This window comes from Sphingobacterium sp. B16(2022) (genome assembly GCF_012030425.1).
GTDB classification, from domain to species: domain Bacteria; phylum Bacteroidota; class Bacteroidia; order Sphingobacteriales; family Sphingobacteriaceae; genus Sphingobacterium; species Sphingobacterium anhuiense.
Genome location: NZ_JAAUVN010000005.1, coordinates 23,492 through 49,622, shown reverse-complemented (window position 1 = coordinate 49,622; position 26,131 = coordinate 23,492). Strand labels below are relative to the sequence as shown.

Below are 26,131 nucleotides of genomic sequence, written 5' to 3'. Positions count from 1 at the left end.
TTTAGGAAGCTCTATCAGATTTCATTATTTAACGCCGTGCATCAATTTTTTAATAATAGGATTAAATACCATTACTAACAAACCTGCTGCTGCTGGAATAGCAGTAAACAAAAAGAAGAAGTGACTTAAGGAGTATTCCTGCTGAATAGTCTCAACTTGTCCACCTAATACGGCGGCAACTTTTTGCGCAATCGCAATAGCTAAATACCAGATACCAAACATAAAAGCCAGCATACGGCCTGGTACAAGTTTCGAAACATAAGAAAGACCTACCGGAGAGATAAATAACTCACCCAAAGTGTGGAATAAATAAGTAAGAATTAGAAAAATCATGGAAATTTTAACACCCTCACCAATTCCCCATGAGCCTAAACCAATGACCAAAAATCCAATCGCTACTAAAATTAAACCGTAACCATATTTCATCGCGGCAGAAGGATTATACTTAGACTCCCATAGTTTAGAAACCGTTGAAGCTAAAGCAATAATAAAAAAGGAATTTAATGTTGAGAACCAAGAAACAGTAATCTCCGAAGCTTCTTTAGAAAACTCATTTTTCAACATCCAGATTGCTGCACCCCAAATAAGTACAAAACAAATAATCAAAATGATATTAGATAAAGCAATTTTATTCCATGTCGCTTTTGCTAACTTGATTAATACCCAAGATATAAGTCCCAAAGGAACAATCGTTAATAACGCATTTACAATATTAAAAGTAGTCAAAGCAGCACCAGTTAAACTTCTATCGATATAATCCCGAGCAACTATAACCAATGAAGTAGCTCCCTGCTCAAAACTCATAAAGAAGAATATTAAAAAGAATGCTAGAAATACCACAGCTATCATTCTATCCCTTACAACTTTATCATATCGTCCTATACGAGATGCAATTAAATAGATGAAAAGAACTAAAGCAATAAAGATCATCAGGTATTGACCTCTCAGGAATGGTAAGTCCAATGCACTAAACATATCTATAATACCATTTTTAGACAATGGATCATTAAAAGCATATAAAAATCCTATGATCGAGATAATAGCTATTAAGATGTAATCAAGAGAAGTAAAAGGATTTCTTTTGTCAGCATCTTCTAACAATTTATCTTCAGCACTTAAGTCTTTCGCTTTACCTAATATCCCTAGATTACCCATTAAAGGTTTAGCAAACACAAATTGTAATGTCCCTAAAAGCATAAAAATTCCGGCTAAACCAAATCCCCAGTGCCATCCTTGTGTTTCAGCAATATAACCACAAAGCATCATACCAAAAAATGCCCCTGCATTGACCCCCATATAAAAGATCGTGTAAGCGCCATCTTTCTTTTCAGGTAGATCTTTATACATTTCACCTAATATAGATGGCATATTAGGCTTAAAGAAACCTGTACCGATCACTAAACATGCTAAACCAATAAAAAACATCATCTGTGTATCAAATGCCATTGAAGCATGACCGATTGTCATGATGATAGATCCAATAATTACAGCTTTACGTGATCCAATATATTTGTCGGCAATAATACCACCCAAAATTGGAGTTAAATACAGCATCATCGCATATGTACCGTATAATGCTCCGGCTTGTTCTGCACTCCATGCCCAGCCTCCTTTTAGAACTGCAGCAGTCAAAAACTGGATCAACAATACCCGCATACCGTAGAACGAAAATCGTTCCCACATTTCGGTAAAGAATAGGACAAATAATCCCGATCGTTGTCCTAAAACATTTGATTTATAAAAATCAGAAGTCGTCCCTCCTGAAAATGAAGCCTTAGATGCTTGACTCATATCAATAATTTAAATCTATTTATGCGTATTAAAAAAATGTATTAACAGTCTACAAAGAAACAAAAAACAATCGCATTTTTTACTGAATAATTGTATTATCTCTATTATAAGGCATCATTTAAAAACAAAAAGAGACGTCTCTACCGAAACGCCTCTTCTAAATATTATATAATGAGCACAGATTAATTGATACCGTGCATCATTTTCTTTAACACTGGGTTTAGAATTAATAAAATTAAAGCTGTAGCTGCTGGAACAATGGCAAAAATCATAAAGAAGTATGACATAGAATGTTCAGCAGTAATTTTATCAATATATGATCCTAAGTAACCACCTATAAAATTAGCGATTGCAGATGCACAGAACCAAAATCCAAACAATAGACCTAATAATTTCTTAGGAGATAACTTACTTACATAAGATAGACCAACTGGCGATAAGCATAATTCTCCTGTAGAGTGAAAGAAATAAGCAATAATCAACCAGATCATACTCACAGTTGCAGTCTTAGCTCCTTGAGGTATTTCACTTGCGCCGTAAGCTAAAGCGGCAAAACCGACACCTACCAAAGCAAGTCCTAAAGCAAATTTCACTGGACCTGATGGATTCCAGACCTTTTCCCAAAACTTACTAAATGAATTTGCTAATGAAATGATAAAAAAAGCATTTAAGATTTGGAACCATGAAGCAGCTACTTCTGTTTCTGTAGCGCCAAATTCTCTAAAAACTTTCCATAAACCTAAACACCAGATAACTGCAAATGAAATTCCTGTAAATATAATAGTTAATGGGTATTGCTTATAGATACGTTTTGCTAATGCAAACAAGACAACACTAACAATAACCATTGGTGCAATGGTTAAAATGGTATCTATCCATTTAAAAGTAGTAGCTGTGTTTCCCGAAAGAACACGTTGTGTATAATCTTTAGCAAAAATAGACATTGATCCTCCTGCCTGCTCAAATGCTAAGAAGAAAACGATACTTGCAATCATTAATACCGCAATCACAATCAAACGGTCCCTTACCACATTTGGAGGAATCACTTCCTCAGGTTCTTCTTCGTGATTTTTTATCTTTTCATCATGAAAAGCTTTGGTAGCTTTTGGAGACTCACCAATGACACCAAAAATCTTCTGGGCAAAGTAGAATTGCAACATTCCAAAAAACATAAAAACACCAGCTAAACCAAATCCGTAGTGCCAGCCAACCTTCTCTCCAATATAACCACAAAGTAACATACCAAGAAAAGATCCCGCATTAATACCCATATAGAATATCGTGTATCCCGCATCTTTCTTAGCACTAGCATCTGGATAAAGATTTCCAACCATGGAGGAAATATTTGGTTTGAACATACCATTACCAAGAATCATTAAACCAAGGCCAACGTAAAAGAAATTTTGGTTTATCCCTTCAAAAGCCATAGATAAATGGCCCATGGTCATAATCAATGCACCAATTAAAATTGCTTTTTTAAATCCAGTCAACTTATCAGCTATCATTCCACCAATTAATGGTGTCAAATAAACCAAACCAGTATAAAGTCCATAAAGCTTCATGGCTTCCTCATTACTCCATCCCCATCCTTCATCAGCAAGAGAACTGATTAAGAATAATGTCAGTAAAGCACGCATGCCATAATAACTAAAACGTTCCCACATTTCGGTAAAAAATAGGACAAATAATCCCGCAGGATGTCCAATTACCATCTTATCGTCCACACCTTGTTTTTTCAAATGGATAACAAGAGCTTCATCTCTTTCTTGATACATATAATATATTAATAGGGTTATCTAAGTTTAAAATTTTAGCAAATTAACAAAAAGTTATGGATTAATGAATACCGTGCATCATTTTCTTAATCCCCGAACTACACAAAACCAATATTAAGGCAAATATAAAAGAAACAACGGTAAACATACCAAAGAAATAAGACATAGAGTGTGTTGCCGTAATATCATCTATGTAAGAACCTATAAAACCTCCTATAAAATTGGCAATCGCATTTCCGCAATACCAGATACCAAATAGAAGACCAATGACTTTCTGAGGCGATAATTTACTTACATAAGAAAGACCAACTGGTGATAAACAGAGCTCTCCAACTGTCTGAAGAAAATAAGCCAATACCAACCAGATCATACTCACTGAAGCTGTTTTAGCCCCTTGAGGGATAGCTAAACTGCCATAGGCCAACGCTGCAAAACTTAAACCAACAATTGCTAAACCTAAAGCAAGCTTTATAGGCCCCGAAGGATTCCAAACTCTTTCCCAGATACGACTAAAAGAGGTCGCTAAAGTAATGATAAAAAACGAGTTTAGCATTGGAAACCAAGAGACAGTAACTTCAGAACTCAACGAATTGAATTCCCTAAATAATTTCCAACCGCAAAGTATCCAGATAATTAAAAATGAAAGTGCCGAACATATGACAATAAGTGGATACTTGGACCAGATCTTTTTTGCTAAAGCAAATAAAACGGCGGAAACGACGAGTATTGGAAATACCGTCAAAGCCGCATCGACCCATTTAAAAATAATCGCAGTATTTCCCTCGAGAACACGTTGAGTGTAATTCTTTGCAAAAATTGTCATTGATCCTCCAGCTTGCTCGAAAGCTAAATGAAAAATAATACTCGCAAACATAAAAATACCGATAACAATTAATCGGTCACGGGTTACATGTGCAGGTGTTTTTAACTCATTAGGATCATCTATTTCTTTTACCTGATCAACTTGTTGCAATTGGGGCGAATCGCCTATAATTCCAAATATCTTTTGAGCAAAATAAAATTGCAACATACCCAAGAACATGAAAACACCTGCTAAGCCAAAACCAAAGTGCCAACCAACTTTCTCCCCGATATAACCGCATAACATCATACCCAAAAATGCACCACCGTTGATACCCATATAAAAAATAGTGTAACCGGCATCTTTCTTACTACTAGAATCGGGATATAATTTTCCAACCATCGAAGCAATATTGGGTTTAAACATTCCATTACCTAAAATCATAAGTACTAATCCTAGAAAGAAAAAATTAGAATTTATTCCTTCCAACGCCATGGAAGCGTGACCTATGGTCATCGTTAAGGCACCAATTAAAATTGCATTTTTATATCCAAGCAGGCGATCAGCAATTACTCCTCCGATGAGCGGAGTTAAAAACACAAAACCAGTATAAAGACCATACAGCTTCATCGCTTCAGCATTCGTCCATCCCCATCCCCCACTTGAAATTTCACTAATTAAGAAAATTGTCAGCAAAGCGCGCATACCGTAATAACTGAAACGTTCCCACATTTCAGTAAAAAATAAAACAAATAAACCCGCTGGATGACCTTTTACTAAAATGTTTTCTACTTGCAGCTGATGCAAATGCTTGGCAAGAGCATCATCTTTTACCTGATTCATATTTTTGGTTTGTTTTAATATTTGTTTTTCTTTAAATAAGGAGTTGCAAAATACTAATTTAATTCAGTTGCCGTATGAACAATCGAATTTTTCATAAAACTGTTTTTGCCTTATCTTAAGCATTTAAAAGTCATACTTCAACACGCTAGCGACATGAGACAGGTACTAAATGGTCTTAAAGTAATACAATGACACGCAGTTTCTTCACAGCTTAGAAAAATAATCAATCCCACAGATAAGTCTAATAGAGATTTAAATTCAACAAAAAAAACCCTTTATTTATGCAAATGCATAAATAAAGGGTTTCAGCTATCTAAAAGTTTTGTACGCTATTATACTTAACTATTAAATTGTTGGACGTAAACGCTCCAATAATTTTTTTGAAGCAAAAATACCTGCTTCTTCACTGATATTGCTTCCTTCGTATTCGATACCGATATAACCTTTAAATTTAGCATCTTTTACTATTTTAAGCATGCGTGCGTAATCAATTTGAGTTTCATTACCATTTGCATCAAAATCATGTGTTTTAGCACTCACTCCTTTGGCATACGGCATTAGATCCTGAACACCTTGATAACGATCATACTCATAAAAATTACCCAAATCAGGTAAACTTCCACAATTCTTTTTACCTACAGTTTTTAAAGTATCTGCTAACCAATCGCCATGTGATGAAATACCACCATGATTTTCAACGATAACACTTATTTTCGATTTTTTACCATAATCAGCCAAAGTAGATAAACTTTCTACTACAGCTTTTTTAACTTCTTCTGGAGTACCTTTACCAGCGGCATTTACTCGTACTGCGTGACATCCCAAAAAGTTTGCCGCATCAATCCATTTATAGTGATTTTCAACAGCTTGTTTACGTTTAGTAGCATCTTCATCACCTAAATTACCCTCGCCATCGATCATAATTAAAACGTTACGAACACCATTGTCTTTAGCGCGATTATTAAGATCTTTCAAATACGTCATATCTTGTGCTTTATCCTTAAAAAAAGCATTCACGTATTCAACTCCATAAATTCCGAATTTTTTTGCCGCTAATTCAGGAAAATCGATATTTTTAAGATCTCCCTTAAATAATGTTTTGTGCAATGACCACTCAGCTAATGAAATATCGAACCAGTTTTTAGGTGCTGCCAGCAAATCTAAGCTCGGCATTAAGGCTACTCCGGCAGCCGTTAAACCCAAATTTTTGAGAAAATCTCTTCTTGAATTCATAATTATAGTATTTAGTTTAAGTTCTTTATTTTTAAATATTACCCCAACCAGCTGTTAAAACATCAACCAGGTGAATAGTTTTTATTGGCAATCGATATTGATCGATATATGCTTGTAACTGAAGTAAGCATGAGGCATCTGTCGAAATAATGTAATCAGCATGCATATCCATGGCATTTTTTACTTTTTGCTCTGCCATAGCAGAAGAGATTCCTTCAAATTTTACTGAAAATGTCCCACCAAAACCACAGCAAACTTCACTATCCTTTACTTCCACCATTTCTAGACCAAGGACTTTACTTAATAAATGCCGCGGTTCATCTTTGATTTTACACTCTCGTAATGCTGAACATGCATCATGATAAACAGCAATCCCCTCTAACTCAGCACCAAAATAATCCTTCTTAACGACATTTACTAAAAAATCAGAAATTTCAAATATATTTTTCTGTATCGAACGACAGTGTGACTGCTCAATAGAGCCCGTGAATAAATCATTGTAACTATGCTTCACCATTCCGGTACATGATGCAGATGGCGAAACTATATAATGATCTGCACTAAAATCTTTTAAAAATTTTTGCCCAACAACTGTTGCCTCATCCCAAAAACCGGCATTATAAGCAGGTTGACCACAACATGTTTGTTCTGCGTTATAAGTAACTTCACATCCTGCTTTCTCTAACAGTCGAATAGTATTAAAAGCCGTTTCCGGATACAACTGATCTATAAAGCAAGGAACAAAAAGTTCAACTTTCATATGTTAATATTCTAAAATTTAAATTTAGGATTTATTGAACCGCAACAGACGAGCGAGCAGTAACAATCCAATTACAAAAAATAAAGATAAGGATAATGCCGAATATCTAATATTATGTGTCATTTGTTCAATCAGCGCAAACGAAAACAAACCCACCACAATTGCTAATTTCTCTGTAACATCATAAAAAGAGAAAAAAGCCGTTGTATCCTGTATACCTTCAGGAACTAATTTAGAGAATGTCGATCTTGAAAGCGATTGAATTCCTCCCATTACCAGTCCAACCAAAGCTGCCAATATATAAAATTGAATTTCGGTTGTTAAAAAATAAGCAGAAATGCAGATACTGATCCAAATAACCACAACTAACATCAACACTCGAACATTTCCAATACGAGCTGAAATAGCCGACATAATAAATGCACCTGCAATTGCAACAAGTTGAATCAATAAAATAGTACCAATTAATTTAGTCGCGCCCAAATGCAATACCTTCTCTCCAAATGCCGATGCGACAATCATTAATGTCTGTACCCCTATACTGTAAAAGAAAAATGCGGGAAGAAATTTTTTGATCTCCTCTATCTGCTGAATATGCCCCCAAACTGAAGAAATTTCTGCTTTTACCTTGTTAATTAATGACGAACCCTCACCTTTTCGGGTAGCCGGAATGTTAGGAAGATATTTGAAAGGAATAAGAGAAAATCCCAACCACCAAATTCCAACCATTAAAAAGGAAACCCTTGCCGGTAAAGAAGGATCAGTAATACCAAACCAATCAGGTTTCAATACAATGATAAAACATAAAATCTGTAAGGTAACACAGCCCACATAACCATAGGAAAAACCTTGTGCACTCACCTTATCTTGCTGTTCCACAGAAGCGATAAGAGGAAGATAAGAATTGTTAAATAGAACACCGCCTATATACCCCATCGCGGCAATCACAAAACAGATAATACCAACTTCCAAAGTTTCCAGCTTAAAGAAAAAGAGTCCCATACATGCGACTGCTCCAGCAGTAGTAAAAAACTTCATAATTTGTTTCTTCTTGCCATTTGCATCTGCGTACGAAGAAATAAAAGGTAAAGTCAATGCCATGACCAAATAAGCAAATGCTAAAGCAAAATTTGATAATGCCGTATTAACAAATTCAAACCCAAAGAACTTAACCACATCACCATGTTCTTTTGTATTGGTGATTGTTGTATAGTAAACAGGAAAAATCGTTGATGTAATAACCAGATTGTAGGCCGAATTAGCCCAATCAAACATGGCCCAAGAACGAATTAATTTTTTATTATCTTTTTTAATAACAGACATACTGAAGGTTTAGTCGATAAAAATAATAATTAAGCAGTATAAACTGAAATATTAATAATTCTGCCTGATATAAGTCATGATATTAACCATTTCCTTTCTAATAATCGCGCTTCTTTCATCAATAAAATTATTATTTAAAAAAGAAAAAGCAAGTTTTTTTCCAGATCGGGTTATTAAGTATCCACTTTGACAGTAAACTGATGTAATGGTTCCTGTTTTAGCAAACACAAATGGAACACCACGGTCAGTACTGTATGAACGTCTTAATGTACCATCAACGCCACCTGTAGAAAAAAGTTTAAATCGTTGAGATTCATCTGGAAGCTTATTTTTTATAGCCACTAAAACATCAATCATGTTTTGTGGCGTTATCTTATTATAAGAAGAGAGCCCAGATCCATCATGTAATACAATTTCATCCGAGTAATATTTAAAATAATGCTCCTTCATCCAGTTGCGGACTAAATAAGTATCAAACATCTTAAATTTCTGTAGTGATATCATCATGAGAATTTGCTCAGCGAGGTAATTATCACTAGGTAACATCATTTCACGTAAAACATAACGGGTAGCATTAGAGTAAAGAGTTTTTACCTCAGTTGGTTTACTATATTCAATGATCTGAATAGATTTATTTAAAGTGTCTGATAATAATCTAATGGCTAAAGTATCCGAATATTTAAAAGGAATTTCGTTAACATAGTTGGAAGGTACCTTTTCCCGAGATTGTAAGAATTGATTTCCAATAAATGATCTACTTAATGTAAACTTACCTTTATCTAAAGAATGATCAATCGTTAACTTATCTTGGAAGAAGTCTGGAACAAGCTTCAGACCATTGTTCGAATTCTCTCTAAAAGTAACGACATTTCCATAAATTGGAAATGTTGCAATTTCGGGTTGATAATAAGAATCAAAATCATCCATTGTCCAACCTGCAGCAAAAAAACGATTCTGCATAGGAGTTGGAATAAAGAACAGCTTTTTTTCTGTCTTCTTTAAAAAGTTGTAGACAACATGTGAATCCATTTTACTGTGTAAAAAAGTCGGATCACCTGTTCCCCAAAATAAGAGCGAATCACCTTTTTCAACATACTGTAACCCAGGAATTGAATCACCAAGCATTTCTAGAGCTGTATAAAGCGTAAAAACCTTAGTATTAGAAGCCGGTGTAAAATGCTTGTGACCATTAATATCAACTACATAACGATTACTGTCTAAATCGTATAAGGAAAATCCAAAAAAATGATCATTAAGTATTTGAGATTGCTGCAATTTAGCGTAAACTTCACTAAACACCTGGGCATTAACATTATAAATATTAATAACTAAAATTAAAACAATAAATATTCTCTTAAAAAATTCCATCCCTGTAAAACTACGAAAATTGAGACATAATACGGATTTAACTTGTTTCCCTCATGGCCATAAATGAGCATGAGGGAAACAGCCAAACAATTATTATTTAACCTAAGTAAACATTCGCTTTCAATATAAAAACAAGCAGAAAGCTATTACACTAAAAAACATTGCTTAATTAATGATCAGCTACTTCAAACATTTCGTATGAGTATTAATGAAAACTTACAGACAATCAATAAATATAAAGTAAAAGGTCCTTATATTTGTTCTTAATGAATGTAAGCAATTTATTAGAAAAAGCCTTAAAATTTGAGTTCTTAACCAAAGAAGAAGGCATATATTTATATCATAATGCAGCCACAGCTGATCTAAGCTATGTTGCAAATGAATTACGTAAAATACAAGTACCTCATGGAAAGGTAACTTGGCAAATCGATCGTAATGTAAATACCACAAATGTTTGTATTGCAAACTGCAAATTCTGTAATTTCTTTCGCAGACCTGGCCATGAAGATAGTTACATCACAGATCTTGAAACATACAAACAGAAGATTGAGGAAACCTTTATGTACGGAGGAGATCAATTATTGTTACAGGGGGGACATCACCCGGATCTTGGTTTAGAATTTTATGCGACTATTTTTAAACAATTAAAGGAGCTCTATCCAACATTGAAACTCCATGCTTTAGGTCCTCCAGAAATTGCCCATGTTGCTAAACTAGAGAATCTATCTCATATTGAAGTATTAAAAGCCCTAAAGGAATCCGGATTAGATTCATTACCAGGAGCTGGTGCAGAAATCTTAAATGATCGTGTACGACGCCTTATATCAAAAGGGAAATGTGGCGGAAAAGAATGGTTAGATGTAATGCGTGCAGCACATCAAATTGATCTCCCAACCTCAGCAACAATGATGTTTGGTCATATCGAAACAATTGAAGAACGTTTCGAGCATCTGGTCTGGATTAGAGAAGTGCAAACTGAAAAGCCTGAAAACCACTTCGGTTTTGTAGCATTTATTCCTTGGCCATTTCAAGATGATGGTACTTTACTAAAAAGGCTCAGAGGCATTACAAATGACGTAACTGGGGAAGAATATATCCGTATGATTGCTTTAAGCAGAATCATGCTTCCAAATATTAAAAACATTCAAGCTTCTTGGTTGACCGTAGGTAAACGAACAGCTCAATTATGCCTACATGCCGGTGCTAATGATTTTGGTTCCATCATGATCGAGGAAAATGTAGTATCTGCTGCTGGAGCTCCGCATAGATTTACAGCAAAATCTATTCAACAAGCGATCAAAGAAGCTGGATTTGAACCCCAACTGAGAACGCAGCGTTATGAGTTCCGCGAGCTTCCTGAACATATGGTAGAACAAGTCATCAATTACTAAAATCAGTGAAGGATATTATTCGTAACATAGAAGCAATTATATATGCTTCGGAAGACGGCATTACGTCGCAAGATATCAAACATGTATTGCAAGAAGCTTTAGCGATCGAAATTTCAAAAGATGAATTGCAAAATTTAATAGATAAGATCATCATTAAGCATCAAAGCGAAGATGAAGTGTTGGAATTAAAAGTGATTAATAACAGCTACCAATTTTTGACAAAATCAACTTACCATGAAACGATCAATCAATTACAGTTGCATCGGGACAAGAAAAAGTTAAGTCAGGCGGCATTGGAAACTTTAGCAATCATTGCATATAGACAACCTATTACAAAGCTAGAAATCGAACAGATAAGAGGTGTGAGCTGTGACTACTCCGTTCAACGACTTTTAGAAAAAAAACTAATTCAGATTGCTGGGAAGTCAGATTCAATAGGAAAACCTCTGCTGTACAGCACAAGTGCTCAATTTATGAACCACTTCGGCATTAATGGTGTAAGAGACCTACCACAACTTAAAGATATCGTTTCTGTAGACAATGAAATTGGTGAGGTCGTCGAATAACGACATTAGTAATTTTGCTCCGCATTTACAAATCAACGAATAACACTAATAATCAGCCCTTTAGATTGATTATTTTTTTTCAAAAAAAGTTTAAAGTTCGAATTTTGTTATATAATTTTACATTATTAAATAAGCAAAAAAAAATATAATTTTATGAACACGGCAATGATGAAAAGTGAATCTATGAATGTAGAAGATGATAAATTTGGTTCATTTAATGGACCTGATGATGATTCTGATGATATCTTAGAAGATGACTTTAATTTAGAAGACATTGACTCTATTGGAGAATTTGACGATTTCGGAGACGAAGACGAATTTTAATCCAAATCAATCACAAAGATCTATAGAAAACAACTTACGTTGTCAGTCAAAAAGTAAGAAGGCTTGCAGATTAATATCTGCAAGCCTTTATTTTATTCATTCCCAAAATTGAATAAAACCTATTTCTTATGCAATTGCTCGTAAAGATCAATAACTTTCTTTTGCAACTCGATAACTTCAGTTTCACGGGATTGCAATTTTTTAGTTAATTCTGCCAATTCATTGATAGCTTCTTTATCCTCTTCCATATCGGAAGTTGATAAAAGCTGAACTACTGACAAATTAAATAATTTCGAAATTTGATTTAAGCGTGAAAGGTTAACATCTGTAATTCCTGTTTCAATTTTTGAAAAAGCTGGAATTGAGATATCTAATCTCTTTGCAACATCCTCTTGGCTCCACCCTTTTTGGTGTCTCAGTAGTCTAATTTTTTTTCCTAGTGCATTCATTTGGTAGATTTTTTTATTTACAAAACAAATATAAAATAAAAAATCTTTTATTCAAAGTGTTAAGGCAATTTTATTAATAATTCTTAAAAAAATGATCCGCCAGCTCGGTCAAATTAACCCCACTGTAATTGCCAGAACTCATCAGCAATAAATTATTGCCTTTTGATTTAAAATTCTCAAGGAAATCGTAGAGATCACCTAAATTCGTCACAATGTCCACGTCTGATCGATTGAACGCGTTTCGGATGTCTTCCAATAGATGTGTAGTACACTTATTTACCTCCTTAATTGATTCCATATTTATAAAAACAACCGGAAGATCCGCTTCATTCATCGTATCTTTATATTGACTCACAAATTTCTCATCCAAACTGTCATAAGCGTTTAATTCAATTATTGCAACCAACTTTTGACTTGGAAATTGCTCTTTAATAGCATGAATACTTGCTTTCAGTTTCTTAGGAGTATGAGCAAAATCCTGATAAACAACAGATCCCTCGAAACTTGCTACAAATTCCAGATAACGAATTGAACTCTTAAAAGTTTTTATGGCGTCAAAGAAATCCTCCTTCTTAATACCAAGCCACTCACAAACCGTATATGCCCCAGCAATGTTTGAAAGGTTATGCTTCCCAAATACCTGCAAAGGAATATCACCTTTTACGGACTTAATATATGTGGTACCTTTATTAATAGCATATTCAGGAATCTGATATCCATGCCGATTAATTTTACAAGATTTAGTATCTGTTATAATCTTTTGCAGATATTTATCTTCTTTGTTATAAATCAGAGTTCCCTTAGACTCTATCGTATTAATAAAGTCTTCAAACTGTTTTAAATAGTTATCGAAAGTTATTGTCGTGCTATATTCGTTCCAATTTATACCGCTAATCAAGGCAATATTTGGTTTATAAAACATAAACTTTGACTTATTACTCAAGCTAGAAGCTACATTTTCATCACCCTCGATTAATATAATTTTGTTTGTTTTTGTAATTTCGATCAAATTATCAAAACCTTCAAGTTGCGCTCCAACTAAATAATCAAAAGGTCTTTCAAGAGTTTTTAAAACATGCATGATCATACTCATGATCGTAGTCTTACCATAACTACCTGCTATGATCACCCTCGTTTTATCTTGAGAAAGTTCTTGAATAAATTCGGGAAATGAATAAATCTTTAACCCTAACTCCTGCGCTTTTATAAGCTCAGGGTTATTGATAAGTGCATGAGCTCCTAAAATTACAGCATCAATATCATCGGTAATTTTTTCGTCAAACCACCCTAGTTGCTCAGGCAATAAACCTGCATCAATGAGATGACTACGGGAAGGTTCCACAATCTGATCATCAGACCCAGAGACCTGATGCCCCTGCCTTTCCAAAGAAATAGCAAGGTTATGCATGATACTTCCTCCTATCGCAATAAAATGTATGCGCATATTATTATTTTACTTTCACGAACTTAGCCGAGCACCAGTTGTCCATTACTTTATTGGAAACAAACTCAAAACCTATAGCTTCTGCACTCGTTCTCAAAATTGATAAATCTTCCCCATCAAAAAAACCACTAATATACAACTCTCCGTTTAATCGAAGAGACTTGCTATACTGCGGAAATTGTTCTAACAATATATTACGGTTTATATTAGCTAAAATGATGTCAAATTCCCGACCTATTAATGTTTCATATGAACCTAATTTTGATTCTATATTACTAACGTTATTCAGTAATTTATTTTCCTCAACACTAGCGATACAAACATCATCAAAATCTACAGCAAATACATGTCTTGCTTCTTTTTGTGATGCTAAAATAGCCAATATACCTGTACCGCAACCCATATCCAAAACTTCTTTATCCTGAATGTTATTTTCCAGGATATAACGAAGTATCATAGTTGTGGTCTGGTGATGCCCCGTACCAAACGACATCTTAGGATCTATTATTATTTCATAACGAATTTCCGGTTTAGCCGGATGAAAATTAGCTCTGACATAACAATCATTATCAATTAAAATCGGGCTAAAGTTACTTTCCCATAACTTATTCCAATTTTGATCTTGTATATCCACCACTTCATAACGAACCTCGAAACCGTCTTCTTGTTGAAGAATAACTGTTTCCAATGCCTGAAGATCAAGGTTTGCAGTTGGAATAAAAGCTGCAAACCCTGTCTCAGTATCTTCAAAAGTATCAAAACCTATATCAGCTAGCTCGGCAATAAACAAATCCTGTTGCCACTCTTCCCCTACTATTCGCGTAAATATTACCTCACTATATTTCATAATAGATTTTTACTTATTAAAAACTTTAACGATATCTAAGAAGTCTCTTGATTTTAAAGAAGCTCCACCGATCAATCCACCATCAATATCAGGTTGTGCAAACAATTCACCTGCATTTTTAGGGTTACAGCTTCCTCCATATAAAATACTAGTCTCATCCGCAACAGATTGATCATAATGAGCCGCTACAGTAGCACGAATAAAAGCATGAACTTCTTGAGCTTGCTCTGGAGAAGCTGTTAAACCAGTACCGATAGCCCAAACTGGCTCATAAGCCAACACAACTTTCGCAAACTCCTCTTTGGATAGATGAAACACCCCTTCTGCCAATTGTGTTTTTATAATATCAAAAAACTTTCCAGACTCTCTTTCCTCTTTAGTTTCACCAATACAGAAAATTGGTAACAAACCATGCTTTAACGCAGCATCAACCTTCTCACTTAATAAGGCATTTGTTTCTCCAAAATAAGCTCTACGCTCCGAATGTCCCAATATAACATAATCAGCACCTACAGATTTAACTTGACTTGCAGAAATTTCTCCTGTATAAGCTCCAGATTCAGCCTGGTGGATATTTTGTGCACCTACAGCAACATGAGAAGCCGTCTTTGCCAATTGCGCAATACTATGTAAATGAATAAATGGGCTACAAACAACGACTTGTTGGTCACCAACAATTTCATCTTTAGCCATATTCACAACTTCAGAGAACAAGCTAACTCCATCCTGATAATCCAAATTCATTTTCCAGTTTCCTGCTACAATTTTCTTACGCATAATACTTTAGTTTTTAAATGTTGATTGATTAATTTCTATAATTCTTTCAATTAGTCTCTTGTCTAATCTTTTATTTTTTGATAAAAATACAACTTCTAAATCAGAAATAAACTTTTGAAGTTGATAAGCTTCCTTTATGTCCCCGTATAGCCAAGTAAATGACGGAACAAATTTAGGATAAAAATCCGTCAATGCTAACATACATCCTGTACCAATAACAGTTCCGGTGTTAAAAGCTGACTGTATTCCAGATCGACTGAAGTCTCCCATATATAAACCACACTTCATCAATCCTGTATCACGCAATCCTTTCGATAAATAATCATAAAGCTCAACAGGAGATAAATTATTCTTCAAGTTTGAATTTGTTGTGCCCGCACCAAGGTTACACCAATCACCAATCACCGAACAACCCAAATATCCGTAATGCCCTTTTGCACTAAAATTCCCGATACTTGAGTTCGCGATCTCCCCTCCTACTACTGCGCATTCACCAATTGAAACATTTCCGTAAATCGTTGTCCCCATCTTAACAACAGCATGCTTTCCAATATACAATGGTCCTCTTAAATTAGCCCCTTCCATAACGACAGCACCCTCTTCTATATAAATTGGACCTGTCTTTGTATTCAGAGTCACACATTCCATCTCAACGAAATTACCGATATACAATTGATCACCAATCACCGTATTGCTCTCAGAATAAAGTGCACCTGAAAAATGTTTTGTCAAGATCTCAAAATCACGTATAATCTCCGTACCAACATGTAAATACAGATCTTCTATAAATCGGACACGAATGAGGGTCTCATCAAAAGGTATATGGGCCACCCTCACTTTAGAAGGCTCGTCAAAATCAGCCCTTAATGCAAGTAGATCATTACCAGACTTAAGATACTGGCCCTTCGACAACGAAATTAATTTTTCAAGAAAGGATTCATTGGGAATAACATTTACAGACACAAAGTAGAGTTCCTCTGCTTCATAAGATGATAATGCAATCTGTTCATCGATAGATAAAGAATTGTCTAAGCAATCATATAAAACAACAGCATCTAAAGCATGTTTCCACTTTTCAAACAAGGGAAGTATTCCAATACGTAACGAAGCGGTAGGTTTAACTTCTGTAAAGGGCCACAAAGAATCAGAGTTAAATAGATCCCCTAATCCATTAAAACATTGTAAGTACCTTGACTCTGTTGACTGATCAAATAAGATAACTATCACCCTATAAAAATAACAAAAAAAACTCGATAATGGATATTATCGAGTTTTAATATTGTGCTACCCTTAGGATAACAAAAATTACTTTTTGTTATAACGGCTACGGAATTTATCAATACGACCAGCCGTATCAACCAATTTCATTTTACCAGTATAGAAAGGGTGAGAAGTATGAGAAATCTCCAATTTTACAACTGGATATTCATTACCATCTTCCCAAGTGATTGTCTCTTTTGTATCAACACATGATTTTGTGATGAAAGAATAGTCATTTGACATATCTTTAAACACAACTAATCTGTAATTTGAAGGATGCAAATCTTTTTTCATTTTTATCTTATGATTACGTATATTCAATAATTGAGGTGCAAAGATAATTTATTAAAACCTTATTTGCAAGAATATTCCGTAACAAATATTCCAAATAAGGTATTTATTTTTTACCCTTTACTCCTACTGCAAATATAGTCAATTTTAGCATAAAAAAAGATAATATTTATTCCTTATTTAAGGAATATTGTTTAATTTAAACATAAATTAGAAACTACTTAATTTAACAAGACCACATTATGAGCAAATTAGATGAAAAAATCTCAGCATATATTGCAGAGGCAAAAAAATTAAAACTATCCTTAGAAGACTCTCTTATCGAATCTGTTACAAAAGGGTTAGGTCCTTCTATTTACAAAGCAGATGCTGAAACAATCGCATCTTCTGATCCTGAAGAAATTAAAAGATTAAAAAACAATTTTTTAATCAAAAAATTAGGTCTTACAGATGATGCAAAATTAGATGCGGCTATTGAAGAAGTTTTTACTCAAATTGGCAAATCAAACCGCAACAAATACCGTGCATTAGTATATGCACTGCTTGTTAAGAAATTCAAGAAAGAAAGTTTATACAAATAATTTGAATAAGAGTCATCCAACTCTTATACAAAAATCAATTCACCAAAGAATTCAGGTAAATGAAAATTAGGAGTTGGATGATCTATTTTATTCCAAGATAAAAAGTGAGGTCGAGGTAAATGATCTCCACATTTATAAAAATTAGCAAAAATCTTATTTTCCTTTAAAAAGGAATTTGTAATTTGATTATGTGTAAAAGCTGTAAATGGAATGTACTGAATCAAGCTCCATTTAGAGCCTGTTTGAGTACGCTCAATAGTACTAAATACATCAACTTGATCAATTTGCTCTTCTGTTAATCGCGAGCGCTCAGTCTTCACATTAGTGCCATACCCAATCAACCCTGCTCCAATAGGATTAAACTCAAAATTGTAATAGTGCTCTTTGTTATCAAATGAAATGAAGAATTCAACACAGCTATCTTCCCAGATATTATCATTGTGTACATGATATTGTGCCTTGATAACTTCTTCCTCGATCTCATACTGAATAATTATCGCCTTTTGATCATACGCTACCCTAAACTTAGCTTGAGGAATATATGGGTAATCTTCATTCCAGTTCGCGACATTTATATGATTCCAAGATGTAGAACGTAATAATTCATTTAAAGATTGATACCCCTTTAAATCACTATTTTCCAGATTAATTGATGATATAATGATTGAATTTGTCATATACAATAATACTAAATTAAAGCAAAAAGAGAGCATTGAAATATCAATGCTCTCTACTATTTGATTACTAATCTTGCAAAACTGAACTAATGGCAGTTTTTAACTCCTCTTCTTGTCTTTCCATCTCTTCAACCAATTTCAATTGCGTTTTGGTTCTAACGAGATTATGATCATCATACTTTGTTTTAAAATAATGATCTCCTTCAAGATAATCTGTTAAAAATCGTACACCTTGCATATATGGCAGTAAAAATACGCCTTCTAACAAAGAGTGCACCTCAATATCAGTTAAAAACTCTTTAGCTTCATTTAAATATCCTTCTGCGTATGCTGCATAAAGAGGAATATTTAAAACAATCTTAGACAAGTCTTTCTCATCTTCCTCCACTGGATTAATAATCGTACGAATTGCATCTCCAAAATCATATGCTACATATCCAGGCATGACCGTATCTAAATCAATCACACATTGCGCCTGATCATTTTGATCCAATAATACATTATTAAATTTTGTATCATTATGAGTAATGCGTAAAGGAAGATCTCCTTTAGAAGCTAGATCAAGAATTGTTCGCATACGGTCCTCTCTAGAGAAGATAAATTCTAAAATATCTTTTACGCCCTCAACACGTCCTTGTGAATCAGCCGCAATTGCCTTCCTTAAATTATCCAACCTAAACTGGATGTTATGGAAATTTGGCAATACTTCAACAATTTGAGTAGCATCTAAATCTGCCAACTGTAATTGAAATTGACCAAAAGCTTTCCCTCCCTCTGAAGCTTGCGTTGTCGTCTCCACAACATCGTAGCTTTTGGTACCATCAATAAGAATAAACATCCGCCAATAATCTCCATCTTCATCAAGATGATATAAATCATTTGATTTAGTCGGAATTATAGTGAGTACCCTTGACTCTTGAATTTCAATTGGTAAATGCGCAATTTTAGTTTTTAAATGATCGGTGACATGTTTAATGTTTAACATGAGACCATCAACATTTTGAAAAATATGATGATTTATCCTTTGTAATAAAAAGGTTTTACCAATGGTATTTCTTGTTGTTACACGATATGTATCGTTGATATGTCCTGAACCAAAAGCTTCCACACTTATGATATCTTCACTTAAAGAAAACGCTGCTGCTGCTTTCAGACCATTCATTTGATTCGAATTTGACATTAAAAATTATACTAACTATAAATAATTAAGTTTTTAACTGGACTGCAATATCCCAAATAGTTGTGAAAAGTGCTAATAAAATATCAACACAAACGTTTGTTCTTTTTTTTCATTTTAGACAAACGTTTGCACATTAAGTTTGTATTTTCAATTTTATATATTTGTTTGATAGCGAATTAAGTTATATCACACTAAACTCACAATATAACTTAAAAGGGATATTTAATATCCTGATTATAAAAGAACAAAAATTATGGACAGAAGAAATTTCATAAAATCTACAGCACTTACAACTGCTGGACTGGGTATCCTTTCTAGTACAGATTTATTTGCAAAAGATGGTAAAGTTAGGTTAGCATTTATTGGAGTAGGACTTAGAGGCCGTAACCATGTTGCTATCGCATTAAACCGCGACGATGTTGAAGTTGTTGCAATTTGTGATACACAAGAAGAATCTTTATCACAATGTCGTAAGCAATTTGATAAAAAAGGAATTAAACTTCCGAAAGAATACACAGGCGGTATCGATGCTTACAAGAAAATGTTAAGTAAAGAAAAGTTAGATGCTGTAATCATTGCAACTCCTTGGGAATTCCACAAAGATCAAGCAATTGACTCCATGAAGGCAGGCCTATATGTAGGTTGCGAAGTTATTGCAGGACTAACAGTACAAGATCACTGGGATGTAGTAAAAGCATCTGAACAAACAGGGAAACCTTACATGACTTTAGAAAATGTGGCATATCGTCGTGATGTATTGGCTGTTCTTAACATGCACCGCCAAGGATTATTTGGAGAATTACTTCATTTAGAAGGTGGGTACCAACATGATTTACGTGAAGTTCTTTTTAATGATGGAAAAAGCTACTACGGTAAAGGTGTAGAATTTGGCCCTAAAGCAATTTCTGAGGCACAATGGCGCACAAAATATAACGTAGAACAAGATGGTGATTTATATCCGACGCACGGTTTAGGTCCAATTCTTCCTTTCGTTAATATTAATGCTGGAAATCGTTTTACACACCTTACGTCTTATTCGAGTAAAGCGAGAGGCTTGGCTGCATATGTTGAAAAACAATCTCCAGGTCATCCAAATGCAAAATTGAATTATAAAAATGGTGATATCACCCAAACAATGATTCAGTGTCAAAATGGAGAGACTATCATGTTAACACATGATACGCACTTGCCAAGACCATACTCAATCGGTTTCCGTGTTCAAGGTACAGAGGGAATCTGGATGGACGTTGCACAAGGTATCCATATTGAAGGGAAATCAAAACCTCATACTTGGGACCCTGCAAAGGAATGGGTAGATAAATACGATCACCCAATTTGGAAAAAGTATGAAACATTAGCAACAGGCTCAGGTCACGGTGGAATGGACTGGTTTGTCTTCAACTCTTTTATCCAAGCTACCAAACAAGGAAAACAAACTCCTTTCGATGTTTACGACTCTGTTACAATGAGTGCAGTATTCCCATTATCAACAGAATCAATTAAACAAGGTAATAAAACTGTTGAATTTCCTGATTTTACTTCCGGAAAATGGAAAACGAAGAAAAACACATTCATGCTAGATGATAGCGGATTGTAAAATAACAAAAAGGCTTCTAAATAGAAGCCTTTTTACGTTATAGACGAAGGCTAATGCCCTGACAAAAGAGATCTCTCAATCTTTTTTACATATAAATTTCTAAAAATTTACTACATTTAGCCTAAGTATAAAAAAAACATGCTCACAGAAGTCCTTATTATATTAGCTCTAATTATTCTAAATGGAGTATTATCTGCATCAGAAATTGCAATCGTCTCCAGTAGAAAAGCCCGACTGCAAGCAGCATCTGACAAAAATAACCCTGCAGCTAAAATAGCCTTAGCTTTAAAAGAATCTCCAAACAATTTTTTATCCACTGTTCAAATAGGAATTACTTTAATAGGGATTCTAACAGGTTTTTTTAGCGGCGGAAGTATTGCAGTCTACCTGAAGCAGATATTTGTTCAAATCTCATTTTTAGCACCATACAGTGAACAGTTGTCTGTAGTAATCGTTGTTTTTATCATCACTTTTTTTTCTTTGGTACTTGGAGAACTAGTGCCAAAAAGAATCGGTATGGCTATTCCAGAAAAGTATGCCATGGTCATCGCTTACCCAATGAATCTACTGAGTAAAATAGTTCGTCCCTTTGTCTGGCTACTCAGTATTTCAACAGATTGTATTGTCAAACTATTTAATATCAAAAGCACACACAATTCAGTAACAGAAGAAGAAATAAAAGCATTGGTCGATGAAGGAGTGGATAGTGGAGCTATTGAGGGGATAGAACACGATATTGTAGACCGATTATTAAGCTTAGGCGATAAAAAAGCAATAAATCTAATGACCCATAGAAGTAATATTGCTTTTTTAGACCTAGAAGATAGTTTCGAAGAACATCGACATATCATTATGAACACGGAGCATACCATGTACCCAATTTGCGAAGGTAATCTTGATAACATAAAAGGAGTCGTACATGTAAAAAAATTACTTTCACAATATTTAAAAGAAAAACCGATAGATTTAAACAGTTTGATAGAACCTATTAAATTTGTTAACGAGCATAGCTCCGCTTACAGTATTTTAACAAGCCTGAGAGCATCGCATATACACCAGGCTATCGTAATTGATGAATATGGCTCTACACAAGGCGTTATTACCCTTCGGGATATTCTATCTGACCTGGTAGGTAATTTACCTGAAGATCAATCAATCGACAGACCTCGAATCCGTAAACGTGAGGACGGATCCTATATTGCAGATGGGCAATACCAACTGGATAAGTTTATGGAAGAGTTTGAAATTGGTCTCTCTGAAGAAGACGAAGATGAAATAAATAATATTACCACTTTAGGTGGACTTGTATTTTTGCTCCTTGACCACGTTCCTGAAGAAGGAGAACAGGTCCAGTACAAAAATATAAAATTTGAAGTCTTGGATATGGATGGTAATCGAATTGATAAAATTTCATTCAGAAAAAAAGGAGATGATTAATCATCTCCTTTTTTATTTGTGAGCATCAATAAGCTTATGTAGATCTGTTTTAGTAATCATTCCACTTTGCCTCCATACTTGAGTACCATTTTTAAATAATACAAAAGTAGGAACTCCACTTACTTTATAAATGGATGCTATCTTAGGATTTTTATCCACATCAATTTTTATAATTGACAAACTTTCATCATAAAACTCTTTTACATCTTGTAATATGGGTGCCATGGTCTGACACGGTCCACACCAAGTTGCAAAGAAGTCTACCAGTACAACATTATTTGATTTAATAATCTCATCGAATGTAGCCATTATTTCTCCTCTTTTAATTGTTTCAATGCCTGATATCCACCTCTAATATTTATTACATGCTCAAAGCCCTTCTTCTTCAAAATAGACATAGCAATCATACTACGATATCCAGAAAGACATTGGACATAATAATTCTTATTGTCTGGTAAATCTAGATTAAAGTTACCTAAATCTTTTAATGGAAAATTCATAGCATTGTCAATATGCCCTGTGGCAAACTCTTTTTCCGACCGGACATCTATTATTTGACCTTCGTTTGATAAATCTAAATAAGTCGAAGCATCGACCTCTGGTATAGAATCTAAAAGGTACTGCTTTTTATAACTACCCACACCTCCCTCAAGATACCCTAATATATGCGTATAGCCTAATTCTTCCAATGTTAAGCATACCTGTGCTACTGTTTCCTGATCTGAAAGGAGTATAATCGGTTGGTCTTTGTTGGCTAATATTTTTGGAACCCAAGCTTTAAATGGGCCGTTCCAACCGATAAACACCGACTTAGGAATATAACCTGCTGCAAAATCTTTTACCGACCTGGTATCTAACACCAATGCTCCTGTTGCTTCCAATGACATAAATTGCGTTAAATTCAAAGCTGAAACAGGAGGGATAAGCGAAATAGAAGGAGATCTCTTTTCACTTTCCGATATTGCTTTTCCAAAACCGATCTGTGTAAATGTTAAAATAAAAAATACTGTTGCACACGCGCCAACTATATAAGTTAAATATTCTTTTTTCATCTGTATTAATTTTTAAAAGAAGATAAAGCAATTAAAACCGATACTTTCAACTTCTTTTGTGAATTGATGTGCGATGCTGATCGCTTCCACCAGAAAATAATGATGTATGTTTATAAATTTCAAAGAGGAATATCCCCCCTTAAACATCCTCTGTATTTATTGTCTCAAGATTATGTAATTTCAATTTTTAAAAGGAATAGTAATTTCTTCAAGTTCTTCAATAGTACCATTAAAGATATTTAGATCCACATTCCCGTTAATCCCTCTAACAGTCCCCTTCTCGGAAAACTGCCAAAAATTCCAATGATCTTTAAGATCTTCGACCCAAAAATTATAATTGGCAATCCATAAAATATAATTACTAAATTCTTTTTGAAGAAAATCTGTATAATATTTATCTCCTGAATACAAAATAGGCTTTACCCTATAATGTGATTCAACTTCGTCCAGCCACCGTTTTAAACCAACTTTCAGACTGTCCATGGATTGATGTTTAGGCAATTCCTCAATATCTAATACAGGCGGTAGATCTCCTGATTCAAGTTTAACAGTCCTAATAAAATTTTTAGCCTGCTTAACGGAATTTTCATTTGGTCTAAAATAGTGATAAGCCCCTCTTAAATTCGCTCTAGTAGCAACTGCTTTCCAATTATCATCAAATCGATCATCCACCTTACTTTCACCCATCGTTGCCCTTACAAAAATAAAATCTATTGGAAATTGATCATTGATTGTATTAACTTCTATCCAGTTAATATCACCTTGATATTGCGATATATCTAAACCAAAAATCTTATCTGAATGGCTCGACATAATCTCCACATTTCGAATATCATATTTAGCCTCTTTATGAGCAGTTCCTCGAGCTTTCCCCAAAGTACTGAGGTAATATCTAATTCCCGCACGATAATGCCATGCAAACGCTAAAAGAACAAGAAGAATAAAAGCTCCAGAAAATGCGATATACTTCCATCTTTTACCATTGTCATCTGTGATCTCGCCTGATTTCTTGCGCTGAACTTTCTTTTTCTTCATTTGGCAATGAATTTAATCTATCTTTTACAAAGAATCAAAATTAAAATAAACATTTTGTATTTTTGTCTATGATTGTTTACAACCCAAAAGATTGGCTTACTTCAACTCTCAAACTCCATAAAACGGATACTTTCCGTAAATTATTTCCATATCTTATCTTAGCATCTTTATATTCTTGGGGCATTGCGTACCTAGAACTGGAATATCTAAAACTAGCTGAAAAAAGTTGGATTAAAAATATCACAATAGTTCATAGCTTACTTGGATTCGTACTCTCCCTTTTGCTTGTATTTAGAACTAATACTGCATACGACCGTTGGTGGGAAGCTAGAAAACAATGGGGTTCATTAACAAACATCAGTAGAAGTTTATCCTATAAAATGAATGCATTTCTGGAAAGCGATGATAAGGTAAACCGCAGCTTTTATAGGAAAGCAATTCCGCTTTATGCAGAAACACTCTATACCTTTCTTCGTTCGGACTACACCAAATTTATGCTTGATGAAGTGTCACATCCGGAATTAGAAAATCTGGATGATCAAAAACATGGTCCCAATCAGGTAGCATCATTAATTTTTAAAAAAACAAATTCCCTCTATAAAGAAGGAAAAATAACAGGAGATCAATTTCGAATCATCAACAATGAACTTGAATCTTTCACCAATGTATGTGGAGCATGTGAACGGATTAAAAACACACCAATACCGCTATCCTATAACGCATTCATAAAAAAGTTCATCATCCTTTATACAGCAACACTCCCCATCGGATACGTCTTTTCAATTGGTTATTTTGTCATTGCAGCAGTACCATTTATATTTTATGTACTAGCATCATTAGAATTAATTGGAGAATCCATTGAAGAACCTTTCGGAACGGATAGTGATGATTTACCGATTGACAAAATCGCACAGAACATCAAAAAACACTGTTATGAAATCTTACTTCCATAGCCTTTAAAAGTAATTTAAGCCTTTTTTTTAACTAAAATATAGCTTAAAAAATTAATCTCCCTCATTTTCAATGGAGTAAAAAATAAGTTTTGGCGACTAAATGAATTTTTCTACTTTTGTGGCGGAGAGCTGGCAGAGTGGTCGAATGCGGCAGTCTTGAAAACTGTTGACTGTCATAGGTCCGGGGGTTCGAATCCCTCGCTCTCCGCCAAATAACAAAGCCCAAAGCAATTTGGGCTTTTGTCATTTATAGAACTTTATATACTTGCTTAACAAAGAAATGAGCAAAGCGAATGTTTTATTGTAGTATATCCTCATTTGGAATCATGGGATAAACCCTCGCTCTCCGCCAATAAAAAAGCCCAACTGCAAAGT

The 26,131-nt window shown here is 34.4% G+C and carries 25 protein-coding genes and 1 tRNA gene; 8 read left to right on the top strand and 18 right to left on the bottom strand.

The annotated features are described in order from the left end of the window. Positions 1–24: 24 nt before the first annotated feature. The 7 genes from HCX49_RS20855 to HCX49_RS20825 form a co-directional block, all read right to left on the bottom strand. The gene (locus tag HCX49_RS20855; protein WP_021189744.1) at positions 25–1,791 is read right to left on the bottom strand and encodes a peptide MFS transporter; all 1,767 of its coding nucleotides are present in this window, start codon (positions 1,789–1,791) and stop codon (positions 25–27) included. Between the two features lie 182 nt (positions 1,792–1,973). After that, positions 1,974–3,566 carry a peptide MFS transporter gene (locus HCX49_RS20850; protein WP_132772001.1) on the bottom strand — a complete coding sequence of 531 codons (1,593 nt, stop codon included), beginning with the start codon at positions 3,564–3,566 and terminating at the stop codon, positions 1,974–1,976. Between the two features lie 61 nt (positions 3,567–3,627). Beyond that, positions 3,628–5,211: a peptide MFS transporter gene (locus HCX49_RS20845; protein WP_132772002.1), complete on the bottom strand. Its 1,584-nt coding sequence runs from the start codon at positions 5,209–5,211 to the stop codon at positions 3,628–3,630. 345 nt (positions 5,212–5,556) lie between these two features. Continuing rightward, the gene (locus HCX49_RS20840) at positions 5,557–6,444 is read right to left on the bottom strand and encodes a sugar phosphate isomerase/epimerase family protein (protein WP_132772003.1); all 888 of its coding nucleotides are present in this window, start codon (positions 6,442–6,444) and stop codon (positions 5,557–5,559) included. Positions 6,445–6,475: 31 nt separating this feature from the next. Continuing rightward, the gene (locus HCX49_RS20835) at positions 6,476–7,204 is read right to left on the bottom strand and encodes a (Fe-S)-binding protein (protein WP_132772004.1); all 729 of its coding nucleotides are present in this window, start codon (positions 7,202–7,204) and stop codon (positions 6,476–6,478) included. A gap of 24 nt (positions 7,205–7,228) precedes the next feature. After that, on the bottom strand, positions 7,229–8,527 hold the full coding sequence (locus tag HCX49_RS20830; RefSeq protein WP_132772005.1) for an MFS transporter: 1,299 nt from the start codon (positions 8,525–8,527) through the stop codon (positions 7,229–7,231). Positions 8,528–8,578: 51 nt separating this feature from the next. After that, the gene (locus tag HCX49_RS20825; RefSeq protein ID WP_132772006.1) at positions 8,579–9,895 is read right to left on the bottom strand and encodes a D-alanyl-D-alanine carboxypeptidase; all 1,317 of its coding nucleotides are present in this window, start codon (positions 9,893–9,895) and stop codon (positions 8,579–8,581) included. A 266-nt stretch (positions 9,896–10,161) separates the two neighbouring features. On the opposite strand from HCX49_RS20825, the gene HCX49_RS20820 reads away from it, so the two are divergent. The 3 genes from HCX49_RS20820 to HCX49_RS20810 all read left to right on the top strand — a co-directional run bounded on the left by HCX49_RS20820 (position 10,162) and on the right by HCX49_RS20810 (position 12,176). Then, on the top strand, positions 10,162–11,286 hold the full coding sequence (locus tag HCX49_RS20820) for a CofH family radical SAM protein (RefSeq protein ID WP_132772007.1): 1,125 nt from the start codon (positions 10,162–10,164) through the stop codon (positions 11,284–11,286). Positions 11,287–11,291: 5 nt separating this feature from the next. Next, positions 11,292–11,852 carry an SMC-Scp complex subunit ScpB gene (gene scpB, locus HCX49_RS20815; protein WP_132772008.1) on the top strand — a complete coding sequence of 187 codons (561 nt, stop codon included), beginning with the start codon at positions 11,292–11,294 and terminating at the stop codon, positions 11,850–11,852. 153 nt (positions 11,853–12,005) lie between these two features. Beyond that, positions 12,006–12,176 carry a hypothetical protein gene (locus HCX49_RS20810; RefSeq protein WP_165902458.1) on the top strand — a complete coding sequence of 57 codons (171 nt, stop codon included), beginning with the start codon at positions 12,006–12,008 and terminating at the stop codon, positions 12,174–12,176. A 119-nt stretch (positions 12,177–12,295) separates the two neighbouring features. Here the strand turns inward: HCX49_RS20810 and HCX49_RS20805 are convergent, their stop codons facing one another. From HCX49_RS20805 to HCX49_RS20780, 6 genes are all read right to left on the bottom strand, one after another. Beyond that, on the bottom strand, positions 12,296–12,625 hold the full coding sequence (locus tag HCX49_RS20805) for a helix-turn-helix domain-containing protein (RefSeq protein ID WP_021189733.1): 330 nt from the start codon (positions 12,623–12,625) through the stop codon (positions 12,296–12,298). Positions 12,626–12,698: 73 nt separating this feature from the next. After that, positions 12,699–14,069: a Mur ligase family protein gene (locus HCX49_RS20800; protein ID WP_132772009.1), complete on the bottom strand. Its 1,371-nt coding sequence runs from the start codon at positions 14,067–14,069 to the stop codon at positions 12,699–12,701. 4 nt (positions 14,070–14,073) lie between these two features. Then, positions 14,074–14,916 carry a 50S ribosomal protein L11 methyltransferase gene (gene prmA / locus HCX49_RS20795; protein ID WP_132772010.1) on the bottom strand — a complete coding sequence of 281 codons (843 nt, stop codon included), beginning with the start codon at positions 14,914–14,916 and terminating at the stop codon, positions 14,074–14,076. A 9-nt stretch (positions 14,917–14,925) separates the two neighbouring features. Continuing rightward, positions 14,926–15,693: a triose-phosphate isomerase gene (tpiA, locus tag HCX49_RS20790; protein WP_132772011.1), complete on the bottom strand. Its 768-nt coding sequence runs from the start codon at positions 15,691–15,693 to the stop codon at positions 14,926–14,928. Between the two features lie 6 nt (positions 15,694–15,699). After that, positions 15,700–16,833 carry a putative sugar nucleotidyl transferase gene (locus tag HCX49_RS20785; protein ID WP_168128030.1) on the bottom strand — a complete coding sequence of 378 codons (1,134 nt, stop codon included), beginning with the start codon at positions 16,831–16,833 and terminating at the stop codon, positions 15,700–15,702. Positions 16,834–16,998: 165 nt separating this feature from the next. Next, on the bottom strand, positions 16,999–17,247 hold the full coding sequence (locus tag HCX49_RS20780) for a type B 50S ribosomal protein L31 (protein WP_021189727.1): 249 nt from the start codon (positions 17,245–17,247) through the stop codon (positions 16,999–17,001). A gap of 239 nt (positions 17,248–17,486) precedes the next feature. Here HCX49_RS20780 and HCX49_RS20775 point away from each other — a divergent pair, with 239 nt between their 5' ends. Beyond that, positions 17,487–17,825 (top strand): DUF2853 family protein, encoded by a 339-nt coding sequence (locus tag HCX49_RS20775; protein ID WP_021189726.1) that lies wholly within the window; start codon positions 17,487–17,489, stop codon positions 17,823–17,825. 23 nt (positions 17,826–17,848) lie between these two features. On the opposite strand, the gene HCX49_RS20770 is transcribed toward HCX49_RS20775, so the two are convergent. Both HCX49_RS20770 and HCX49_RS20765 read right to left on the bottom strand, forming a co-directional pair. Beyond that, a complete protein-coding gene (locus HCX49_RS20770) occupies positions 17,849–18,502 on the bottom strand; it encodes a carbohydrate-binding family 9-like protein (protein ID WP_165905964.1) in 654 nt (217 codons plus the stop codon). A gap of 67 nt (positions 18,503–18,569) precedes the next feature. After that, positions 18,570–19,682, bottom strand: a complete 1,113-nt coding sequence (locus HCX49_RS20765; RefSeq protein ID WP_021189724.1) for a phosphotransferase enzyme family protein — start codon at positions 19,680–19,682, stop codon at positions 18,570–18,572. Positions 19,683–19,935: 253 nt separating this feature from the next. On the opposite strand from HCX49_RS20765, the gene HCX49_RS20760 reads away from it, so the two are divergent. Both HCX49_RS20760 and HCX49_RS20755 read left to right on the top strand, forming a co-directional pair. After that, positions 19,936–21,279: a Gfo/Idh/MocA family protein gene (locus tag HCX49_RS20760; protein WP_132772014.1), complete on the top strand. Its 1,344-nt coding sequence runs from the start codon at positions 19,936–19,938 to the stop codon at positions 21,277–21,279. Positions 21,280–21,417: 138 nt separating this feature from the next. Beyond that, positions 21,418–22,716, top strand: coding sequence for a hemolysin family protein (locus tag HCX49_RS20755; RefSeq protein WP_132772015.1), 1,299 nt, complete (start codon positions 21,418–21,420; stop codon positions 22,714–22,716). Between the two features lie 12 nt (positions 22,717–22,728). Here the strand turns inward: HCX49_RS20755 and trxA are convergent, their stop codons facing one another. The 3 genes from trxA to HCX49_RS20740 all read right to left on the bottom strand — a co-directional run bounded on the left by trxA (position 22,729) and on the right by HCX49_RS20740 (position 24,803). After that, the gene (gene trxA / locus HCX49_RS20750; protein WP_132772016.1) at positions 22,729–23,025 is read right to left on the bottom strand and encodes a thioredoxin; all 297 of its coding nucleotides are present in this window, start codon (positions 23,023–23,025) and stop codon (positions 22,729–22,731) included. Next, the gene (locus HCX49_RS20745) at positions 23,025–23,768 is read right to left on the bottom strand and encodes a rhodanese-like domain-containing protein (protein WP_132772017.1); all 744 of its coding nucleotides are present in this window, start codon (positions 23,766–23,768) and stop codon (positions 23,025–23,027) included. Before HCX49_RS20745 ends, trxA begins: the two co-directional genes overlap by 1 nt. A gap of 180 nt (positions 23,769–23,948) precedes the next feature. Further along, positions 23,949–24,803, bottom strand: a complete 855-nt coding sequence (locus tag HCX49_RS20740) for a glycoside hydrolase family 25 protein (RefSeq protein ID WP_132772018.1) — start codon at positions 24,801–24,803, stop codon at positions 23,949–23,951. Positions 24,804–24,871: 68 nt separating this feature from the next. On the opposite strand from HCX49_RS20740, the gene HCX49_RS20735 reads away from it, so the two are divergent. Both HCX49_RS20735 and HCX49_RS20730 read left to right on the top strand, forming a co-directional pair. Next, on the top strand, positions 24,872–25,756 hold the full coding sequence (locus HCX49_RS20735; protein WP_132772019.1) for a bestrophin family protein: 885 nt from the start codon (positions 24,872–24,874) through the stop codon (positions 25,754–25,756). Between the two features lie 123 nt (positions 25,757–25,879). Continuing rightward, positions 25,880–25,967: transfer RNA gene (locus HCX49_RS20730), tRNA-Ser, on the top strand. The last annotated feature ends 164 nt before the right edge of the window (positions 25,968–26,131 follow it).

Excerpts from the sequence above, each read along its gene's own strand:
- trxA (WP_132772016.1), bottom strand. The coding sequence starts at position 23,025 with ATGGCTACATTCGATGAGATTATTAAATCAAATAATGTTGTACTGGTA.
- HCX49_RS20735 (WP_132772019.1), top strand. The coding sequence starts at position 24,872 with ATGATTGTTTACAACCCAAAAGATTGGCTTACTTCAACTCTCAAACTC.
- tpiA (WP_132772011.1), bottom strand. The coding sequence starts at position 15,693 with ATGCGTAAGAAAATTGTAGCAGGAAACTGGAAAATGAATTTGGATTAT.
- prmA (WP_132772010.1), bottom strand. The coding sequence starts at position 14,916 with ATGAAATATAGTGAGGTAATATTTACGCGAATAGTAGGGGAAGAGTGG.
- HCX49_RS20825 (WP_132772006.1), bottom strand. The coding sequence starts at position 9,895 with ATGGAATTTTTTAAGAGAATATTTATTGTTTTAATTTTAGTTATTAAT.
- HCX49_RS20740 (WP_132772018.1), bottom strand. The coding sequence starts at position 24,803 with ATGAAGAAAAAGAAAGTTCAGCGCAAGAAATCAGGCGAGATCACAGAT.
- HCX49_RS20805 (WP_021189733.1), bottom strand. The coding sequence starts at position 12,625 with ATGAATGCACTAGGAAAAAAAATTAGACTACTGAGACACCAAAAAGGG.
- HCX49_RS20855 (WP_021189744.1), bottom strand. The coding sequence starts at position 1,791 with ATGAGTCAAGCATCTAAGGCTTCATTTTCAGGAGGGACGACTTCTGAT.
- HCX49_RS20850 (WP_132772001.1), bottom strand. The coding sequence starts at position 3,566 with ATGTATCAAGAAAGAGATGAAGCTCTTGTTATCCATTTGAAAAAACAA.
- HCX49_RS20835 (WP_132772004.1), bottom strand. The coding sequence starts at position 7,204 with ATGAAAGTTGAACTTTTTGTTCCTTGCTTTATAGATCAGTTGTATCCG.
- HCX49_RS20845 (WP_132772002.1), bottom strand. The coding sequence starts at position 5,211 with ATGAATCAGGTAAAAGATGATGCTCTTGCCAAGCATTTGCATCAGCTG.
- HCX49_RS20760 (WP_132772014.1), top strand. The coding sequence starts at position 19,936 with ATGGACAGAAGAAATTTCATAAAATCTACAGCACTTACAACTGCTGGA.
- HCX49_RS20810 (WP_165902458.1), top strand. The coding sequence starts at position 12,006 with ATGAACACGGCAATGATGAAAAGTGAATCTATGAATGTAGAAGATGAT.
- HCX49_RS20780 (WP_021189727.1), bottom strand. The coding sequence starts at position 17,247 with ATGAAAAAAGATTTGCATCCTTCAAATTACAGATTAGTTGTGTTTAAA.
- HCX49_RS20830 (WP_132772005.1), bottom strand. The coding sequence starts at position 8,527 with ATGTCTGTTATTAAAAAAGATAATAAAAAATTAATTCGTTCTTGGGCC.
- HCX49_RS20800 (WP_132772009.1), bottom strand. The coding sequence starts at position 14,069 with ATGCGCATACATTTTATTGCGATAGGAGGAAGTATCATGCATAACCTT.
- HCX49_RS20745 (WP_132772017.1), bottom strand. The coding sequence starts at position 23,768 with ATGAAAAAAGAATATTTAACTTATATAGTTGGCGCGTGTGCAACAGTA.
- HCX49_RS20755 (WP_132772015.1), top strand. The coding sequence starts at position 21,418 with ATGCTCACAGAAGTCCTTATTATATTAGCTCTAATTATTCTAAATGGA.
- HCX49_RS20775 (WP_021189726.1), top strand. The coding sequence starts at position 17,487 with ATGAGCAAATTAGATGAAAAAATCTCAGCATATATTGCAGAGGCAAAA.
- HCX49_RS20765 (WP_021189724.1), bottom strand. The coding sequence starts at position 19,682 with ATGTCAAATTCGAATCAAATGAATGGTCTGAAAGCAGCAGCAGCGTTT.
- HCX49_RS20840 (WP_132772003.1), bottom strand. The coding sequence starts at position 6,444 with ATGAATTCAAGAAGAGATTTTCTCAAAAATTTGGGTTTAACGGCTGCC.
- HCX49_RS20770 (WP_165905964.1), bottom strand. The coding sequence starts at position 18,502 with ATGACAAATTCAATCATTATATCATCAATTAATCTGGAAAATAGTGAT.
- HCX49_RS20820 (WP_132772007.1), top strand. The coding sequence starts at position 10,162 with ATGAATGTAAGCAATTTATTAGAAAAAGCCTTAAAATTTGAGTTCTTA.